Raw genomic sequence first — 20,218 nt, 5'->3', positions numbered from 1 at the left:
AGAGAATATTTTTCCAATGTAAACATTTTGTAAATTAGGACTGCCTATGGATTATATTCTCTTTTTTAAACGAAACGTAAAAGTCGTTCCTTCCCCTACTCTACTGCTTACTTCAACAGCCCCTTCATGTGCCTCAATAATATGCTTAACAATGGCAAGACCCAAACCTGTACCGCCTGAATTGCGGCTCCTTGCTTTATCTACGCGATAAAACCTTTCAAAGATACGGGGAAGTTCTTTTTCTTCTATTCCAATCCCCGTATCAATAATTTTAATTTGAACATAATCATCAAAGTTTGATGCTTTTACCTCAACCTTAGCTCCATCTGGAGAGTAGGACAAACCATTATTAATCACATTGATAAAGACCTGCTTCAACCTATCCATATCTCCATCGATTACGGTTGTGTCATCATCTACAGTAAGCTCTAATTGAATCTCTCGTTCAACTGCTTTGGATTTAAGCATCTGTATACTATTTTCTAAGAGCTCTTTCACATTAACCTGTGAAAGATTAAGTGAAAAACCTTTGTTCTCCATTTTCGATAAATCCAATAAATCTTGAATGAGCAACTGGAGACGATGACTTTCATCAAGGATAATGGTTAAAAATTGTTTTAAGACGTCCCTATCATTCATTGCACCGTCTAATAAAGTTTCCGAAAATCCTTTAATAGATGTAATTGGTGTGCGAAGCTCATGGGATACATTTGCAACAAAATCCTTCCGCATCTGTTCAAGCCTTTTCAGATTTGAAATATCGTGAAAGACAAGAACAACTCCCTTCCATTCTACCTTCGCCCCTAGTACCGGTGCAGCGTATACTTCAAAGTCCTTTTGTTCATTTCCAATCATCAGATGGACTTGTCTTCGTAATTTTTGTTCGGTCATAAAAATCTCTTCGACTAGCTTTACAATTTCCTTTTGGGTAAAAGCTTCATAATAAAGTTGACCCAATAAATCATCTTGATCAACCTTGAAGATCTCATTGGTTGAACGATTAACAATACTTATATATCCTTTACTATCGATAAATAATAGTCCGCTCCCCATATTTTCAATTAGGGTATGTAATCGGTCATGCTGCATTTCATAGGATTTGGTCATTTCTTCTATATTTCTAGCAACGATATTGATGGACTGGCCCAGTAACCCAGCTGTACTTACATCGTCTTCATAAGTTCTTGCACGATAATCTCCCTTAGCAAGTTCTTTAACCGCTTTTGTTGCTGAATCAATCGGTTTTGTATAGGTAGTCGTGATCCTTACAATAAGTGAGAGAATAATAATTAATGCGATACCAAGGCAAATCGTCAGGGCAATCCAGACCTGCTGAACTGTTTCTTCGATCGAGGTTCCATGCATTGCACTATTCGTGATAAGACTACTAATAAATTGCCCCAGCATAAAACCCATACATAGAAAGACAATAATGATTAAAAAGATAATCGCAAATAGTAGCCTCGAGTGAAACTTATTCATAGATTTTAGGCTCCTCGAGCTTATAGCCTAATCCCCTAACTGTTTTAATAATATTTGGCTTTTTTGATTCTTTTTCAATTTTTTCACGCAAATGACTTATATGCACATCCACAATTCTTGTGTCACCAGCAAAATCATAATTCCAAACTGCACTAAGGAGTTGGTCTCGTGTTAATACTCGCCCCTTATTCTTTGCCAAATAGGCAAGAAGTTCAAATTCCTTAGGTGTTAAATCGAGCGCTTCCTCGTTTAAATAGGCCTCAAAATTTTCTGGTAAAATACGTAGTGGTCCTATTGTGATCTGAGGAGCTGATATATCATCTTCTGAGTTGACAATATTTTTGCTTGTTCTTCTTAGTATTGCTTTGACACGTGCGACAACCTCTCTTGGACTAAATGGTTTTGTCATGTAGTCATCTGCACCAAGCTCTAAACCTAATACCTTATCAAATTCGTCATCCTTCGCAGTTAGCATTAAAATTGGGATGTCTACTTTATTTAGACGAAGCTGCTTGCATACTTCGATCCCATCTAACTTTGGCAACATTAAGTCAAGGACGATAATTTGTGGTTTTTCTGCTAAGGCTTTCTCTAATCCTTCTTCTCCGTCCATTGCAGTTATAACCTCGTAGCCTGCCTGTTGTAGGTTATACTGAAGTAATGTAATGATTGACTGTTCATCTTCCACAACCAATACTTTATTCTTCATTGTTTTCCTCCATCAAAAAAGTTAAACCCCATCATTTCTCTATCTCTATATAAGATTATTATAGATTAACATTTCGTGACTTACCATGAAAATACAAAAAAGAGAGGCTAAGCTCTCTAAAAGTTCTCCAATATTTTTCCTTCCATTGGCGTAATTCGGTGTGGAGGACAGACAAAAAGTCTTCCTTCGATTGCTAATGATTCATCTTCATCAAATGCCGTTACTGATATTTCAACAGTATGGTCGTGAAGATTAATTTTGGATACCTCAAATAGAAATTGAATAGTCGCATAGTGAAAAAGTGGCTGAAAAAATTCAATTTCCTGCTTGAGAATATGACTTCCTGGCCCTGGTAAATACTTCGAAATCGCCGCTGTGATAATTCCAGTAAGCATGACAGTGGGAACTATAGGTTTCTTAAATGGAGTTTGGGATGCATAATCATGTTGAATATAAAGTGGATTCGCATCATTCGTCAAACCTAAGTATAAAAGCAGATCTTTATCTTCAATTTTTTCAGTCAGAGATAATTTTTCACCAACCGTCATTTCTTCAATCTTTCTACCTAGTTTTCGCTTTTTCCCTAATAGCATGAAAAAGGTTGCACCTCCATAAAATTAAAACAGATTATGTACAAAAAATTCGGGGGATAACCCCGAATTTTTTCGTTAACTTAGTTTTAGACTAAGATATTCATTACATTTTTAACAGAATCAGCAGATTTAGCAAGTTCTGCTTTTTCTTGTTCTGTAAGGTCTAGTTCAATGATTTTCTCAATGCCATTTGCACCTAAAATGGTAGGGACCCCAAGGTAAATTCCGCTGAATCCATATTCACCTTCTAGATATGCAATGGCTGGAAGGACACGTCGTTGGTCTTTTAGGATGGCTTCTACCATTTCCACCAAGGAAGCCGCCGGTGCATAATAAGCACTGCCGTTTCCAAGGAGATTGACAATTTCACCGCCACCTTTACGTGTACGTTCAACGATAGCATCTAAACGATCTTTTGAAATTAAAGTTTCTAGTGGGATTCCTCCAGCATAGGAGTAACGAACAAGTGGAACCATGTCGTCACCATGACCACCAAGGACAAAACCAGTGATATCTTTCACCGATAAATTTAGTTCTTGGGCAATGAATGTACGGAATCGTGCAGTGTCAAGTACGCCTGATTGCCCAATGACACGATTTTTTGGAAATCCTGATTCCTTAAACACAGTATAAGTCATAGCGTCAACTGGATTTGTTAAGACAATGATATAGCTATTTGGAGAATGTTTTGCAATTTCCTGAGCGACACTTTTCATGATTTTTTGGTTTGTTTGAACTAGATCATCACGGCTCATTCCAGGTTTTCGGGCGATTCCTGCTGTAATCACGACGATATCTGAATCTGCTGTATCTTCGTAATTTGCAGTTCCAGTAATATTTGCATCAAACCCTTGGACAGGACTAGCTTCCAACATATCGAGAGCTTTCCCTTTTGTTGGATTTTCCATTTGTGGGATATCAACTAAAACGACATCTCCTAATTCCTTTTGTGCAAGTAAGAAAGCGGTTGTTGCACCCGTAAAACCACTACCAATTACAGAGATTTTTTTCCGTTTGAATTGACTCATTTTATATCCTCCCTATTCACATATGAAAGTAACTACCCTATTAGGGTAGTTACTTGTTCTATGATTAGCCTAAGTTTTTGATTAGTTCATTAGCAAACTCTGAACACTTTACTTCTGTAGCGCCTTCCATTAGACGTGCGAAGTCATATGTTACAACCTTAGATTCAATTGTTTTTTCCATTGAATTCATGATTAGAGTTGCTGCTTCATTCCAACCAAGGTGTTCAAGCATTAATACACCTGATAATAGTACAGAAGAAGGGTTAACTTTATCTAAACCAGCATATTTAGGTGCAGTTCCGTGTGTTGCTTCGAAAATCGCATGGCCAGTTTCATAGTTAATATTTGCTCCTGGAGCGATTCCGATACCACCAACTTGTGCAGCTAGAGCATCAGAAATGTAGTCACCATTTAAGTTCATTGTAGCAACAACATCGAACTCACGTGGACGAGTTAAGATTTGTTGTAAGAAGATATCAGCGATTGAATCTTTTACAATGATTTTACCTGCAGCTTCAGCATCAGCTTGTGCTTTATTTGCAGCATCCTTACCTTCTTCTTCAACGATGCGGTCATATTGAGCCCAAGTGAATACTTTATCGCCAAACTCTTGTTCAGCAAGCTCATAGCCCCAATTTTTGAAAGCTCCTTCTGTAAACTTCATGATATTACCTTTATGAACAAGGGTTAGTGATTTACGGCCTTGTTCAATTGCGTAGTTGATAGCAGCACGTACTAGACGCTTTGTACCTTCTTCAGAAACTGGCTTGATACCGATACCAGAAGTTTCTGGGAAGCGGATTTTATTTACACCTAGTTCATTTTGTAGGAAGTTAATAAGCTTTTGAACTCCTTCAGAACCTTGTGCATATTCGATACCAGCGTAAATATCTTCTGTGTTTTCACGGAAGATAACCATATCTGTATCTTCTGGACGCTTAACTGGTGAAGGTACACCTGTAAAATAACGTACTGGGCGAAGACAAGTAAATAGATCTAGTTCTTGACGTAATGCAACGTTTAATGAACGAATACCACCACCAACTGGTGTAGTAAGAGGTCCTTTAATCGCAATTATGTACTCTCGAATAACATCTAATGTTTCTTCTGGTAACCATTCACCAGTTTGGTTAAAAGCTTTTTCCCCTGCTAATACTTCTTTCCAAACAATTGATTTTTCGCCGTTGTACGCTTTTTCAACAGCTGCTTCTAATACACGTGAAGCTGCTGCCCAAATATCTGGACCTGTTCCGTCACCTTCGATAAAAGGAATAATTGGATTGTTTGGTACGTTTAGTACACCATTTGATACTGTAATTTTTTCTCCTGCCACTAGTATTACCTCCTAAAGTTCTTAAGAAGTATTTCAAGAAAAATTTTCCCTAAAATACTTCAACCTATTAATATATATATTGTTAGATTTATTAACCTCTTTGTTCCATCGGAACGTATGTCTGCATTCCTGGACCAGTATATTCAGCACGTGGACGGATTAAACGGTTGTTATCATATTGCTCTAGAATATGAGCTAACCATCCAGAAACACGGCTTACTGCAAAAATTGGGGTAAATAAATCATGATCAATACCTAAGCTATGGTATACAGATGCTGAATAGAAGTCAACATTTGGTGGTAATGGTTTTGCACTCGTAACAATTTCTTCAATTTTTGTTGACATCTCATACCATTTTGGTTCGCCAGTAATCGATGTTAATTTTTGAGACATTGCCTTCAAGTGTTTTGCACGTGGGTCACCTTTACGGTAAACTCTATGACCAAACCCCATGATTTTTTCTTTATTAGCTAATTTAGTGTTTATATAATTCTCTACGTTTTCAACTTCACCAATTTCAGTTAGCATCTTCATAACAGCTTCATTAGCTCCACCGTGAAGCGGGCCCTTTAAAGCTCCAATTGCAGCAGTAATACCTGAATAAACATCTGATAAAGTTGCAACACAAACACGTGCTGTAAATGTAGATGCATTAAGTTCATGGTCAGCATGAAGTACTAATGCTTTATTGAATGCTTCTTCTGCAATTTCGCTTGGTTCTTGCCCACTAAGCATATATAAGAAGTTTGCTGCGAAGCTTAGATCTGTGCGTGGAGCAACTGGATCTAATCCTTTACGAACACGAGAAAAAGCGGTAACAATTGTAGGTAATTTTGCTTGTAGGCGGATTGCCTTTTGATAATTAGCTTCTGGATCCATTACATCTGCTTCTTCATCATATAGTCCTAATAGTGAAACAGCTGAGCGAAGTGCCCCCATTGGATGAACCTTATCAATTGGGTAAGTTTTGAAATGATTTAATAATTCTTGAGGTAAACTTGCATTTTCAGCAAGTTGCTGTTTTAATTCAGCTAACTCCTCTTTATTTGGAAGTTTGCGATGCCATAATAGGTAGATAACTTCTTCAAAACTAGCATTTTCCGCTAAATCGTCAATATTGAATCCCGCATACGTTAAAGTGTCATCAATAATTGAACTGACAGAAGATGTTGTAGCTACAATTCCTTCAAGCCCCTTTGTTGCTGTCATATGACCCTCTCCTTTTTTCATATTCCCCTACCTCATTTATAGAGGTAAATTGAGCGCACGCTCAAAAACAAAACACATTATCACATCGTTATTTATGCTTTAAACATTGTAATCTAGTGAAGTAAATGCTTTCATTTTTGAAAAAAACGCTCATGGCCACAAATATCAATATAATATTGTGACAATAAAAGTTGTTTATGCAAGTGAAAGCGAATAAATATGTAGGAAATAAATAACCCCTGACTCTATTATAATAAATAATCAGACTTTTGTGAATCAAAAGAGACAAATTTCCCCTAATAAATTATTATTACACAAAAACATTTTTACGAATGGGTTTTCATTTTTCTAGTTAACAGGGCCGTTTACTAGACTTAAAACCAATTAAATTTGGCATATTTAGTGTTTTGTTCTTTAATTTTTTTCACTTGCTCATAACGTATGATAACATAAATAAAACTTTTTCTCCATAATTGGAAACTTTATATTTCATTTCTTCGTAATACTTTTAAAGTAATCAAAGAGATTGTAAAATAAAAATATGCAAGAAATTCCTAGGGAGGAAAAAGTTTGAACATTAACTATGTGTATGGTTTTCTTCGATTTTTATTGGTTATTGCATTAATTGTCATTGGTTTCATCTTGTTTTATTTTCTTTTTAGACTTACATATCCGTTTATTTTTGCTTTATTGATAGCATTCCTTATTAATCCACTTGTGAATTTTATGGAGCGTAAAGTCAGGTTACCACGTGGGTTATCCGTATTTATAGGGATTTTGCTAGTATTTGGCGTAGTAACAGGTTTACTTACATTATTAATCGCTGAGATTATCTCAGGTGCAAACTATTTAGCAAAAGAAGTGCCACAGCATTTTCAAAACCTAGTTGTTTATTTGGAAAATTTAATAGTTGGCCAGATTATTCCTCTATATGAAAGAATAACGAGTATGTTTGATAACTTGGACCAAGGCCAACAGCAAACGATTATGGATAATGTCAGCAATGTTGGTACAACTATTGCGACAAATGTTGGGGAATTTGTTAAGGCATTTTTAGAAAATATTCCAAAGTTTCTGGGCTGGCTGCCAAATGCAGCGACAGTAATAGTATTTTCGCTGTTAGCCACATTTTTTATTAGCAAAGATTGGAATAAATTTGTGATTATGGGACGAAAATTTATTCCAATAAAAGCTCGAACAAGTGGAAAGTCCGTATTTGTGGAATTAAAAAAAGCATTATTTGGATTTGTTAAAGCTCAAGCAACATTGATTTCAATCACAGCGGGGATTGTATTAGTTGGCCTGTTAATTTTACGAGTCGATTATGCAATCACAATTGCGTTATTAATCGGACTCGTTGATCTACTTCCATATTTGGGAACTGGACTTGTGTTCGTACCATGGATCATTTATTCTGCTTTTAGTGGGAATCTAGCATTTGCAATAGGACTTGGTATACTATACCTTGTTGTCATTGTACAACGCCAAGTTATGGAGCCTAAGATTATCTCTTCTAGTATTGGATTAGATCCATTGGCAACTTTGATATCACTTTTCGTTGGCTTCCAATTATTTGGATTCGTTGGGTTAATTATTGGACCCGTTACGTTAGTAATTATAAGAACCCTATATACAACAGGCGTATTTCGGGATGTATGGGGATTTATTATTGGGAAAGAAACATAAAGAAAGCCATTGCGACCGCAATGGCTTTCTTTTTTTACCAACGACGAATAACTGTGACATTTCCTCGCTCCATTCTTCGTCTAATCCAGTTGGCAATAACCGGTTTAATCAGATTCCTACTTGCAGGAATAAGTAAGAAAAAACCAGTTAGATCTGTAATGTAACCAGGGCTTAAAAGCAATACCGCACCGATAAGGATGCAAATCCCATCCATAATGGCTTCACCAGGGACCTGTCCATAATTCATTTGTTGTTGAGCACGATGAAGTGTATCGAGCCCTTGTTTTTTCGCTAACCATGCCCCAATTACACCAGTAAGAATAATCAACAACAATGTGATTGGAATTCCAAGCGTCTTCCCAGAGAAAATAAGGACACTAATTTCTAATGCCGGTACAATAATAATCAATGCTAGTAAAATTCTCATATTGTCCTCCTCAGATGAAGGCTTTTCTTATATTATACGTTTCTAGTCTAAAAATGAGTAGTAAAACACCAAAAAAAGAGAAGGTTTCCCTTCTCCTTTTTATAGAACATTTGCATGTCCTTCGTATATCACTCCACGGGATGAATCAACAGTAATATCTTGTCCATCTTTTAAAAGTGTTGTTGCATTTTCTACACCAACAATCACAGGAATTCCGATACTTAATCCTACTACAGCTGCATGGCTAGTAAGACCGCCTTCTTCCGTGATTAAAGCAGATGCCTGCTCCACGTATTTTACCATATCACGATCAGTAGCAGTTGTTACTAGAATTGCACCGTCATACATTTTTGCTTCTGCTTCCTCAGTAGTGTTTGCTACAACTACTTTACCAAAAGCTGATTTTCTCCCAATACCTTGTCCATTTGCAAGGGTATTACCAACAACATGAATCTTCATAATGTTTGTAGTTCCGCACTCGCCGACTGGAACACCTGCAGTAATCACAACTAAATCGCCTGGTTTGATAATTCCAGTATTTAATGCAACTTCAACTGAGTTGTCAAGCATTTCATCTGTTGATTTAGCTACATTACCTGTTTGTGGGTACACACCCCAAACAAGAGAAAGCTTTCTAGTTGTGGACTCGTTCGCAGTAACGGCAATGATTGGCGCCTTAGGACGATATTTTGAAATCATTCTTGCAGTATGACCACTTTCTGTAGGAGTCACGATTGCAGATACATCTAAATTAAGCGCAGTATGGGCAACTGATTGTCCAATTGCATCTGTAATTGTGGTACCTGAGATTTTACTGCGTTGAGATAAGATTTCACGATGAACTAAAGCACTCTCTGCACGAGACGCAATATTATGCATTGTTTGTACGGCCTCAACTGGGTATGTACCAGCAGCAGTTTCACCTGAAAGCATAATCGCATCTGTACCATCGAAAATAGCGTTCGCAACGTCACTTGCTTCCGCACGAGTTGGTCTAGGATTTCGTTGCATAGAGTCTAACATTTGTGTCGCTGTAATAACGGGTTTTCCAAGGGCATTACACTTCTTAATTAGATCTTTTTGCACTAGTGGTACTTCTTCAGCAGGAATTTCAACACCTAAGTCACCACGAGCAACCATTAATCCATCAGATACTTCAAGTATCTCATCGATGTTATCTACACCCTCTTGGTTTTCAATTTTAGGGATAATTTGAATAGCTTCCCCTTTATTTTCTTCGAGCAATTCTCTGATTTCAAGTACATCTGAAGCACGACGAACGAAGGAAGCTGCAATGTAATCGACATCTTGTTGGATACCGAATACGATATCTTTTGCATCTTTTTCAGTGATTCCAGGTAAATTCACTCGAACCCCAGGTACGTTCACACCTTTTTTATTTTTTAATGTTCCACTATTTAATACTTTTGTTAGGATTTCACGCTTTTGTTGATTAATTTCTAGTACTTCTAATCCGATTAATCCATCATCTAATAAAATTCTGGAGCCTGGATGAACATCTTCAATTAAACCCGGATATGTAATCGAGAATTTTTCCGGTGTACCAATGACTTCTTCCATCGAAAGAGTGACAGTCGAACCTTCAACTAATTCAATAGCACCATTTTCCATTGTGTTTGTGCGAATTTCTGGCCCTTTAGTATCTAGTAGGATCGCAATGTTTTTGCCAGTGATTTTAGCAGCCTCACGAATGTTTTTAATACGTGCACCATGCTCCTCAAAGTCACCATGCGAAAAATTAAGTCTAGCTACATTCATTCCTGCGTTTGCTAAAGCAACCAGTTTTTCAATACTTTCACTAGCAGGTCCTATCGTACAAACTATTTTTGTTTTTCTCATTACATTTTCCTCCTCTATAATCGCTTTAAATCAGCGATTAGCAACACTTCTAAAAGAATTTTACTCAAATATATTTTAAATGGATAGCTCTTGGGATAGGTCATACATCTTCTTATCAACTGTATGTTTACGATCTAGAATTTCCATAATATCATGGTCAACTAGATTGTTTTGTTGAATACCAACAGCACGTCCACCTTTTCCTTCTAACAACAATTCAACAGCCTTTGCACCTAGACGACTTGCCAATACTCTGTCTGATGCAGTTGGAGAACCACCACGTTGAATATGTCCAAGGACACTCACTCTTGTTTCAAAATTTGTAGCTTCTTGAATCTTATTACCGATTTCAACACCACTACCTACACCCTCAGCTACGACAATAATACTATGCTTCTTCCCGCGGTCATGGCCACGGTTAAGCTTAGCGATAACTTCATCCATGTCGTGTTCTGCTTCCGGAATAATGATTGTTTCAGCACCACCAGCTAATCCCGCCCATAATGCAAGGTCACCAGCATGTCTACCCATAACTTCAATTACATATGTACGCTCATGTGAAGTTGCTGTATCTCTTATTTTATCAATAGCATCAATAACTGTATTTAGTGCTGTATCAAAACCAATCGTAAAATCAGTACCCGGGATATCATTGTCAATAGTACCTGGAACACCAACGCAAGGGAAGCCAAGTTCAGTTAGCTTTTGGGCACCACGGTAAGAGCCGTCACCACCGATAACAACTAAGCCTTCTATTCCAAGCTTTTTTAATTGCTCAATACCTTTTTTACGACCTTCTTCTGTTTTGAATTCTTCACATCGAGCAGTATAAAGCATTGTACCACCGCGATGAATTATATCACCAACAGATCCAATCTCTAATTGTTTTATCTGTCCACTTATTAGTCCAGCATATCCTTGATAAACTCCATATACTTCTATATCGTGAAAGATTGCTTTTCGTACAACTGCACGAATCGCAGCGTTCATCCCTGGTGAATCCCCACCGCTAGTTAAAACACCTATTCTTTTCATTTTTCCACCTCTATGTAAAAATAATCATGAATCACGAATTGTGATTATTCGCTTTTACTATTTTGTGCAATATGTATAAAATAACACTAATATATAAGTAAAACAACTAAGATACCGTAATAAATACAGAAAAAATTGTGAAATTGTGTAGAAAAATCGAGAATTAAATAGAATACTATGTGAGGGGAATTTTGAATATTTTGTACATGTTCATAATCAGTTGAATATCACATTTCAATTCCGGAGAATTTCGATTTATTCAACCGTCTCCTGATTATGCGGAAACAAAGGAAAACGTGCCCTAAACATTTCGTTAGATGCACGTCCACTTTGATTACTGAACTCCGATAAACTCTTCTTCAGTTATTGTAAATTGGCCAATCTTTTTATACTTTTGATAGCGTTGTTGAACTAACTCATCTTTGTTTAATTTACGTAATTCTTTTAATGATTGTAAGAGAACGGTGTCGATGGAAGCTGCTTGTTCTGCAACATCCTTATGAGCTCCACCTCTTACTTCTGGGATGATTTCATCTACAACCCCTAGCTCTTTTAAGTCTGGCGCTGTGATTTTCATAGACTCTGCAGCTTTTTTGGCAAGTCCTGCATCTTTCCAAAGTAATGCAGCTGCACCTTCAGGAGAAATAACAGAATAGGTTGAGTTTTCGAGCATATGAATTTGATTTCCTACACCTAAAGCAAGTGCTCCTCCACTTCCACCTTCACCAATTACAATACAGATAACAGGAACAGTCAAGCCTGCCATTTCAAAAAGGTTTTTTGCAATAGCTTCACTTTGACCACGTTCTTCGGCTGCTTTACCTGGATATGCGCCCTTCGTATCAATGAAACATATGATTGGACGACTAAATTTTTCAGCCTGCTTCATTAAACGTAGTGCCTTACGATATCCTTCTGGATGTGGCATTCCAAAATTTCTTCTGATATTTTCCTTTGTATCTTTACCTCGTTGGTGTCCAATTACAGTTACAGGTAAACCGTGGTACTTAGCAATACCACCAACTATGGCAGCATCATCCCCATAGTAACGGTCACCATGACACTCGAAAAAATTAGTAAATATACGTTCAATATAATCAAGGGTAGTCGGTCTTTCGGGATGACGGGCAATTTGCACACGGTCCCATGGTTTTAAATGACTATAAATTTCATTCTCCAGTTTTTGAAGTCTTGTTTCAAGCTTTGAGATTTCATCTGTTAGATCCATATTGGAATCACTTGTAAATTCTTTTAACTCAGTAATCTTTTTCTTCAATTCTACGACTGGTTTCTCAAACTCTAGTTCACCTACCAATTAACCGCACCCCCGTTCGTATGAATATCAACTATATTTGATAATGTATCTTTTAAATCCTGACGATGGATAACAGCATCCAGTTGACCATGTTTTAATAAAAACTCGGCTGTTTGGAAGTCTTCTGGGAGATCCTCGCGAATCGTTTGTTCAATGATTCTTCTACCTGCAAATCCGATTAATGCACCAGGTTCTGCGAAATTAAAGTCACCTAATGATGCAAAGCTTGCAGATACACCGCCCGTTGTTGGGTGTGTCATTATCGATATAATGAGGCCACCTTGATCACTAAATAGTTTTAATGCGGAACTTGTTTTGGCCATTTGCATTAGGCTAAGAACACCTTCTTGCATTCTAGCTCCGCCAGAAGCTGTGAAGATAAGAAATGGAACCTTCAATTCCATCGCCTTTTCAATCGCCCTAGTAATCTTCTCACCAACAACAGAACCCATACTTCCCATACGGAAGCTTGAATCCATTATCGCCAAGACGATACGATTTCCTTCAATTGTACCTTCACCGGTTACGACTGCTTCATTAATACCTGTTTTATCTTGGTCCTTCTTTAACTTTCCAAGATAATCAGGAAAGTCTAGTGGATTTTCAGAGACCATTTCTTTATCAAGCTCGATAAAAGAGCCTTCATCAAGTAAGCTATCGATTCTTTCATATGCAGTCATTTGATAGTGATAGTCACAGTTCATACAAATTTTATCGTTTTTCATTAATTCTTTTGTGTACATTATTTTTTTACAATTTGGACATTTGCTCATAATGCCCTCTGGAACATCTTGTCTAGCTTGTTCCGAAGGGATTGAAGCATATTTTTTCTTTTTTACAAAAAAGTCTTTTAACAAAAAGGAACCTCCTCACACTTTCAATGGAATAGCTTTTTCGACTTAGTTTATCTGCATGTATTAAGACAAAAAGTTGTGTAACGAAAAAAAGGAAAATCTTATATCTTCCTTCGTTGCCAAAAAAGCATGTACTTATACTTTACTGAATGTCTTCCTTATTTTTTGTAGGAATATGTCAATAAAAACACGACAAATTCCTACAATGTTATTTTTTCATAGGCAGATAAAGCTCTTGCCACATCTTTTTCACGTAGTCCGGCTACTAACTCTTCAAAGCCTTCTTTGTTTATTACATGAGTCTGTTCCTCATAAACAAACTTGACATATTCATATATGACGACCCATATTCGTAGTAATAATCGATTATCCGTTGCTTTCACAATTGATTTAAAAAGGAATTCCTCAGGGTCCTCAGTATCCCAAAGCTTTTCTTCCAACTCTGTAAGCATCTCTTCGTTCATCTTAGGACAAGCTATTTCGATACATGATTTTTCGAGAGTGTGTTTTGTTTCAAGAAGATCACCCTTTGTTTTATCTCCTTGAATAATGAAGGTACCTAATAAATGAATCAGTTGATGATCACCGAAATCTTTTAAAAAAGTACCTTCCCCTCTTCTTGTCTCAATGAGGCCTAATAATTCCAATGACCTTAGTGCCTCCCTAACAGAGGAACGACCTACATTTAGACGTTCGGAAAGTTCCCGCTCAGACGGGATTTTATCACCAGCGGAAAGTCCATCATCTTGAATGATGGACCTAATTTGCTTAACAATTTCAATGTAAACCTTAGAGTTAGGAGATGTCACAATAACCTCTTCCAATCCATTATTCAATAATTGCTAAACGACGTGTCTTCTCAGCAACTTCCTCTGGATTTACAGTAATTCTAGCTACACCTGTCTCCATAGCCGCCTTTGCCACACTTGCTGCAACAGCAGGAGCAACACGTGGGTCGAATGGTGCAGGAATTACATAATCTGAACGTAGTTCTTCAGGGCTCACTAATGATGCAATTGCTTCTACAGCTGCAACCTTCATTTGTTCATTTATATGAGTTGCTCTAGCATCTAAAGCTCCTCTAAAAATTCCTGGAAATGCGAGAACATTGTTTACTTGGTTTGGAAAATCTGATCTTCCTGTACCAACAACTTTAGCACCCGCTTCTAATGCTTCATCCGGCATAATTTCAGGATTAGGATTTGCCATAGCAAATATAATTGGGTCCTGATTCATCGTTTTTACCATGTCAGCTGTTAGAGCTCCTGCAACAGACACTCCAATAAAGACATCTGCATCCTGAAGGACATCTGCAAGAGATCCTTCTAGACGGTTACGATTTGTATACTTTGCAACCTCTGCTTTTACATCATTCATTCCAAAGGTGCGCCCTTCATAAATAGCACCTCTAGAGTCACACATGATGATATCTCGGACTCCATAGCGATATAAAAGCTTAATGATTGCAATACCTGCAGCACCCGCTCCATTTGCAACAACTTTTATTTCTGACATTTTCTTGCCTACTAGCTTTAATGCATTCACTAATCCTGCTACTGTAACAATTGCGGTACCATGTTGATCATCATGAAAAACTGGAATATTCGCTTCTTTCTTAAGACGCTCTTCTATTACAAAGCAATTCGGAGCTGCTATATCCTCTAGGTTGACTCCACCAAAAGTAGGCTCTAATAGTTTGACTGTTTCCACAATCTTGTCAACATCTGTTGTGTTTAAACAAATTGGAAATGCATCTACTCCTGCAAAGCTCTTAAATAGCACAGCCTTTCCTTCCATTACAGGAAGAGAAGCTTCTGGACCTATGTTTCCTAATCCAAGTACGGCAGTCCCATCAGATACAACTGCTACCATATTCCCCTTCATTGTGTATTCATACACTTTAGACTTATCGTCATAAATAGCTTTACACGGTTCAGCTACTCCTGGTGAGTAAGCTAAACTTAAATCCTTTGCATTTCTTACTGGAACTTTTGATTTTGATTCAAGCTTACCCTTATGAATTTGATGAATATGTAGAGCTTCTTCTCTTAGAGTCATTTCCCTATTTCACTCCTTGTTATAAAGACAACTTGGTGGCAGCAATTTTTCCACCAGTTGTTTGTCATACTAATTAGGTAGTTAAAACTTGTCCAACACATTATGAATAAAGCTAGTAAAATAGAATTTTCTAATTAATCAAAAATAAGTGGTATGGCCACTTCGCTTTTCTATTACAATATAACATAATTGCTGTTCATGTAAAGTGGTTTATTATCGAATCACCACATTTTGATGTCCCATCAATTCCCTTATTTTGGATAAAAATTCCTGATTAGGATCAACCCACAGTTCTTGTTGGAGCTGCATTGTTTTTTGTGTTTCTTCATAATACAGGACCACCGGAGTACCCCCAGGATATTGCTTTAATAATTCTTTTAAGTTTGCAAGCACTTGAGCTGCTTGATCCATTTTTTCCATTCTGACAAAAAGTTTCTTCACATCTTCCGGCATATCCACTTTATCGGGTAAGGCCTCAGCCTGGTTAATGATCAGCTGTAGTTGGTTATTTCGACTTTCAAGCTTACCCTTTAGTAAAACTAAAGCATCATTTTTTAAAAGCTTTGCCGACTGTGTGTAGGTTCTTGGAAATGCAACGCCTTCTAATTCCCCGCTTTCATCACTAATTGTCAAAAAGGCCATGACCTCACCTTTTTTTGTGCGAATTGTTCTTTCTTTTGTGATGAATCCACCTACAACAACATTTTGATGTAGATAATGTGAAGCCTCCGAAATCGAGATTCCCCCGTGTTTCTTTAGATATGCAGAGTAACTAGTAATTGGATGACTTGATAAGTAAAAGCCTAGTGAATCCTTTTCAAAGCGAAGTTTTTCCATTTCCTTAAATGGTTCAACCTCTACATATTTTGGTTTAAGTCCAAAATCATCCTCAAAAAACATCTCGACTTGATTTTCATCATTTTTTGGTCGCACGAGTTCAGCATGCTCGATCGCAACATCTAAAGTCGCTAATAGAGTCGCTCGGTGTTCACCAAATTCATCAAAAGCTCCTGAACAAATTAACGCCTCTATTGTACGACGATTAATACTCCTCATCGATGTTCTGACACAAAAGTCAAAGAGATCTGAATAAGGCTTAACTTTTCTCGTCTCAATAATTTCCTTTAAGGCTGCAACCCCTACACTCTTAATTCCCGCCAAACTAAAGCGGATTGCTTTTTTCTCAACAATAAAAGGATAGTAGCTTTTATTAATAGATGGAGGCAAAATGGTAATCCCCATTTGTTTGGATTCACGTATATATTGCCCGAGCTTGTCATCATTGCCAATAACACTTGTCAGTAATGAAGCCATAAAATAGAGTGGATAGTTAGCTTTTAAATAGGCAAGTTGATAAGCAATCATACTGTAAGCAACAGCATGGCTTCGGTTAAACCCATAATTGGCAAACCGGACAATTAAGTCATAAATTTCATTTGCTGTTTGTTCGGTGTATCCTTTATTTAAGCTACCTTGCACAAAATGCTGTCTTTCTTTATCTAGTACTTCTTTTTTCTTTTTACTTACGGCTCTTCTCAATAAATCAGCCTCTCCAAGGCTAAAACCAGCCATTTTAGAAGCAATCTGCATAATTTGCTCTTGATAAACAATCACACCATAGGTCTTCTCAAGTATGGGTTCAAGGTCTGGATGTGGATATTGAACTGGTTCTTTTTTATGTTTCCTAGCAATATAGAGTGGAATATTTTCCATTGGGCCCGGCCGATATAATGCGTTTACAGCAACAATATCCTCTAAATCACTCGGCTGAAGCCTTACGAGAACACTTCTCATTCCACTTGACTCGAGTTGGAATACCCCCGTTGTATCTCCTTTACCCAGCAATGCAAATGTTTTTTGATCATTCATTGATATTTTAGAAAGATCCAACTTCTTTCCGGTTCCTCGTTGAATCAAGGATTGAATATTATCAATCAGCGTCAAATTTCGTAGTCCAAGGAAGTCCATTTTTAAGAGCCCAATTTCTTCGAGCACTTCCATCGGAAATTGTGTTAAATAGATTTCATTATGTCCCTCTTGAATAGCAATTAAATCAGTGAGTGGCTGTTCACTAATCACAACACCAGCCGCATGTGTAGAAGTATGTCTAGGAAGACCTTCAATTTTTTTGGCTGTTTCAAAGATTTTCCGTCCAATTTCGATATTTTGAATATAGTCTCGTAATCCTTGCGATTCCTCGAATGCTTGCTGTAGTGTGATTCCGAGCTTGCTAGGAACCTGTTTGGCAAGAAAATCGGCCTCCTTTGGAGAGATACCCATTACTCTTCCAACATCACGTAATGCCGCTCTTGCAGCTAATGTTCCAAACGTGATAATTTGCGCTACGTGGAGTCTGCCGTATTTTTTTGAAACATATTCAATCATTTCATCACGTCGATTATCTGGGAAATCAATATCAATATCAGGCATTGAAATTCGTTCTGGGTTTAAAAATCGTTCAAATAATAATTGATGTTTGAGTGGATCAACATCTGTGATATGTAAAACATAGGCCACCAATGAACCTGCAGCAGAACCCCTTCCTGGACCCGTCAGTATTCCATTCTCATGAGCATACTTCATAAAATCCCAAACGATTAAGAAGTAATCACTAAAATTCATTTTTTTAATTACTTGAAGCTCATACTGAAGTCGTTCGAACTGTTCATCAGTAGGATTTTGATACCTATCATGCAATCCTTTTAAACAGATTCGTGATAAATAATCCTCTGCAGATTCCTCATTTGGAACCGGGTACTTAGGTAATGCAAATTTCCCTAATTCAATTTCTACATTACATTCCTTTGCAATTCGTAATGTATTTTCAAGAACTTCTGGTGTATCCGAAAAAAGCTCATTCATCTGTGATGGACTCTTCAAATAAAATTCCTTGCTTGGAAAAACAACTCGATTTTCGTCTGATAGTTTTGTATTATTTTTAATCGAAAGTAAGCATTCATGAGCAAATGAATCACTTTGCTCGATGTATTGAACCTGGTTTGTAGCCACCAATGGGACGTTTAGTTCTGCTCCAATTTGGAATAGTTTATGATTAATCTCTACATCTTCTCGCAAGTTATGATTTTGAACAGCTAAGAAAAAACTATCTTGTTCAAAGATTTGTTTATAAGAATTTACTCGACTAATGGCTTCCTCATAATGTCCATCCTTAAGACTTCGTTCAATGTCTCCTTCACGACCAGGAGAAATCCCAATTAATCCCTCACGATATTGCGATAACCATCTTCTTGGGATTCCGACCTTTGATCTCGTCTGAATAGCACTACTAATTTTTAATAGATTTTGATAACCTTTATTATTTTTCGCAAGTAATACTACAGGATAAGCCACGTCATGACCTTGTTCCTCTTCTGCTAACACCGAAGCAGTCATGCCAATAATCGGTTTAATACCATGTTTTTTGCAATGCTTATAAAAGGCTATCGCCCCATACATTATGTTTTCATCGGTTAATGCCAATGCTTTAAACCCTAAGCTGCTCGCTTTTTCAACCAAAGCTTCAACTTTTGCAGCACTTGATAAGAGGCTATACGCACTTTGAACCTGAAGATGAACAAAAGGCAATCAAATCACACCTTTTTCATTTTATTAATTTCGTCCTTACCTATTTGATACTTTAATTATAGACCTATTTATGAAACAAGCAAAACAAAACTCATAGAATGGATTGTTTGTCCATATACATGTAATAAAAGCTTCCGCAACTTACAAATATTTAAAAGAAGGTGTCCAAATGGAGGTAAAAGAGGCGTTTATGCCTGCATTTATTCATAGTTTTTTTATTGCACTTGGCGTACTTTTAGGTGGTTCCCTTATCGGAGGTCTCGGTGCCTTCATTTCGGGTCAAGCGCCTTTATCTGAAATCTATTCGGTTGCCAGCAAGTTAAAGATTTGGGCACTTGTTGCTGCAATTGGTGGAACATTTGATGCTTTTTATAGTTTTGAAAGAGGAATATTTTTAGGTCAAACGAAAGATGTTTTTAAACAATTTCTGCTGATTGTTTCTGCAATGGGTGGAGCGCAGTTCGGGTGGAGAATTATTGAATGGCTCACCCAGGAGCATATCTCATAATGAGAGTCCCCCCTTATCATCAAAAACCAGGCTGGCAACGATTTTTCGCAGGCGTTATTATCGGTGCCTTGATCAGTTGGTTTGTCTTTTTATTTCAGTTTGGGATACTGCAGGAAGACCAGATTCAATTAATCACAAAGCAGGAAAGCAAAATAAAAAATTTAGAAGATGATAAAGACATACTAATTGATGATATAAAAAAATTAAATAGTGAAAATAAAAACAAGCTAAAAATTCAAGATTTCAATGTGGAGTTTGCAAACAGAAAAAAAGTAGAACTCAGTTCACTCGATCTCCATCATATGAAAACCGCTGTAATCGAAGACCTTAACACTTTAATTGGACAGGATATCCAAACATTATCGAAAAACAAAGACCTCTTATTTAGAACGATTGAAAATAGGAATTACGAATTGGGCGACAAAACATATAAGCTAAAAATACACACAGTTTTTGTCGATACAACACTTGAAATTTCTTTAAATATAGAACTTGTCAACTAACATAGCTTCCTTCCGGAGGCTTTTTTTTGGAA

Annotated in this window: 17 protein-coding genes; 3 read left to right on the top strand and 14 right to left on the bottom strand. The window is 37.1% G+C overall.

Translation table 11 applies throughout. The annotated features are described in order from the left end of the window. Window positions 1–51: 51 nt before the first annotated feature. The 6 genes from pnpS to citZ all read right to left on the bottom strand — a co-directional run bounded on the left by pnpS (window position 52) and on the right by citZ (window position 6,355). Entirely contained in the window at window positions 52–1,482 is a 1,431-nt protein-coding gene (pnpS, locus tag CKJ95_RS03530; RefSeq protein ID WP_099352020.1) for a two-component system histidine kinase PnpS, read from the bottom strand. Beyond that, window positions 1,475–2,191 carry a response regulator transcription factor gene (locus tag CKJ95_RS03525; protein WP_099352019.1) on the bottom strand — a complete coding sequence of 239 codons (717 nt, stop codon included), beginning with the start codon at window positions 2,189–2,191 and terminating at the stop codon, window positions 1,475–1,477. The genes pnpS and CKJ95_RS03525 overlap by 8 nt, the downstream gene beginning before the upstream one ends. 116 nt (window positions 2,192–2,307) lie before the next feature. Beyond that, window positions 2,308–2,784 (bottom strand): MaoC/PaaZ C-terminal domain-containing protein, encoded by a 477-nt coding sequence (locus CKJ95_RS03520; protein WP_099352018.1) that lies wholly within the window; start codon window positions 2,782–2,784, stop codon window positions 2,308–2,310. A gap of 86 nt (window positions 2,785–2,870) precedes the next feature. Further along, on the bottom strand, window positions 2,871–3,812 hold the full coding sequence (mdh, locus tag CKJ95_RS03515; protein ID WP_099352017.1) for a malate dehydrogenase: 942 nt from the start codon (window positions 3,810–3,812) through the stop codon (window positions 2,871–2,873). 64 nt (window positions 3,813–3,876) lie between these two features. Further along, on the bottom strand, window positions 3,877–5,151 hold the full coding sequence (gene icd / locus CKJ95_RS03510; RefSeq protein ID WP_180271206.1) for an NADP-dependent isocitrate dehydrogenase: 1,275 nt from the start codon (window positions 5,149–5,151) through the stop codon (window positions 3,877–3,879). Between the two features lie 85 nt (window positions 5,152–5,236). Next, window positions 5,237–6,355 carry a citrate synthase gene (gene citZ / locus CKJ95_RS03505; RefSeq protein ID WP_099352310.1) on the bottom strand — a complete coding sequence of 373 codons (1,119 nt, stop codon included), beginning with the start codon at window positions 6,353–6,355 and terminating at the stop codon, window positions 5,237–5,239. Between the two features lie 570 nt (window positions 6,356–6,925). On the opposite strand from citZ, the gene ytvI reads away from it, so the two are divergent. Continuing rightward, window positions 6,926–8,041: a sporulation integral membrane protein YtvI gene (ytvI, locus tag CKJ95_RS03500; RefSeq protein WP_099352015.1), complete on the top strand. Its 1,116-nt coding sequence runs from the start codon at window positions 6,926–6,928 to the stop codon at window positions 8,039–8,041. A gap of 34 nt (window positions 8,042–8,075) precedes the next feature. On the opposite strand, the gene CKJ95_RS03495 is transcribed toward ytvI, so the two are convergent. The 8 genes from CKJ95_RS03495 to CKJ95_RS03460 all read right to left on the bottom strand — a co-directional run bounded on the left by CKJ95_RS03495 (window position 8,076) and on the right by CKJ95_RS03460 (window position 19,175). Then, window positions 8,076–8,468, bottom strand: coding sequence for an FxsA family protein (locus CKJ95_RS03495; protein WP_099352014.1), 393 nt, complete (start codon window positions 8,466–8,468; stop codon window positions 8,076–8,078). Window positions 8,469–8,567: 99 nt separating this feature from the next. Then, on the bottom strand, window positions 8,568–10,328 hold the full coding sequence (gene pyk, locus CKJ95_RS03490) for a pyruvate kinase (RefSeq protein WP_099352013.1): 1,761 nt from the start codon (window positions 10,326–10,328) through the stop codon (window positions 8,568–8,570). Window positions 10,329–10,403: 75 nt separating this feature from the next. Beyond that, window positions 10,404–11,363, bottom strand: coding sequence for a 6-phosphofructokinase (pfkA, locus tag CKJ95_RS03485; RefSeq protein ID WP_099352012.1), 960 nt, complete (start codon window positions 11,361–11,363; stop codon window positions 10,404–10,406). A gap of 334 nt (window positions 11,364–11,697) precedes the next feature. Further along, window positions 11,698–12,678: an acetyl-CoA carboxylase carboxyl transferase subunit alpha gene (gene accA / locus CKJ95_RS03480; RefSeq protein WP_099352011.1), complete on the bottom strand. Its 981-nt coding sequence runs from the start codon at window positions 12,676–12,678 to the stop codon at window positions 11,698–11,700. Beyond that, entirely contained in the window at window positions 12,672–13,535 is an 864-nt protein-coding gene (gene accD / locus CKJ95_RS03475; RefSeq protein WP_099352010.1) for an acetyl-CoA carboxylase, carboxyltransferase subunit beta, read from the bottom strand. The genes accA and accD overlap by 7 nt, the downstream gene beginning before the upstream one ends. A 197-nt stretch (window positions 13,536–13,732) precedes the next feature. After that, the gene (locus CKJ95_RS03470) at window positions 13,733–14,341 is read right to left on the bottom strand and encodes a FadR/GntR family transcriptional regulator (RefSeq protein ID WP_257215709.1); all 609 of its coding nucleotides are present in this window, start codon (window positions 14,339–14,341) and stop codon (window positions 13,733–13,735) included. A gap of 19 nt (window positions 14,342–14,360) precedes the next feature. Then, window positions 14,361–15,590 (bottom strand): NAD(P)-dependent malic enzyme, encoded by a 1,230-nt coding sequence (locus tag CKJ95_RS03465; RefSeq protein ID WP_099352009.1) that lies wholly within the window; start codon window positions 15,588–15,590, stop codon window positions 14,361–14,363. Window positions 15,591–15,803: 213 nt separating this feature from the next. Then, window positions 15,804–19,175, bottom strand: coding sequence for a DNA polymerase III subunit alpha (locus CKJ95_RS03460; RefSeq protein ID WP_099352008.1), 3,372 nt, complete (start codon window positions 19,173–19,175; stop codon window positions 15,804–15,806). Between the two features lie 169 nt (window positions 19,176–19,344). On the opposite strand from CKJ95_RS03460, the gene CKJ95_RS03455 reads away from it, so the two are divergent. Both CKJ95_RS03455 and ytrI read left to right on the top strand, forming a co-directional pair. Next, entirely contained in the window at window positions 19,345–19,683 is a 339-nt protein-coding gene (locus CKJ95_RS03455) for a YtrH family sporulation protein (protein ID WP_099352007.1), read from the top strand. Further along, a complete protein-coding gene (gene ytrI, locus CKJ95_RS03450; RefSeq protein WP_142353917.1) occupies window positions 19,656–20,186 on the top strand; it encodes a sporulation membrane protein YtrI in 531 nt (176 codons plus the stop codon). Before CKJ95_RS03455 ends, ytrI begins: the two co-directional genes overlap by 28 nt. The last annotated feature ends 32 nt before the right edge of the window (window positions 20,187–20,218 follow it).

The sequence above is a fragment of the Fredinandcohnia onubensis genome, from assembly GCF_002734285.1.
GTDB lineage: Bacteria > Bacillota > Bacilli > Bacillales > Bacillaceae_L > Ferdinandcohnia > Ferdinandcohnia onubensis_A.
The sequence above is the reverse complement of the archived record's forward strand: the minus strand, read 5'-3'. Positions and strand labels throughout refer to the sequence as shown.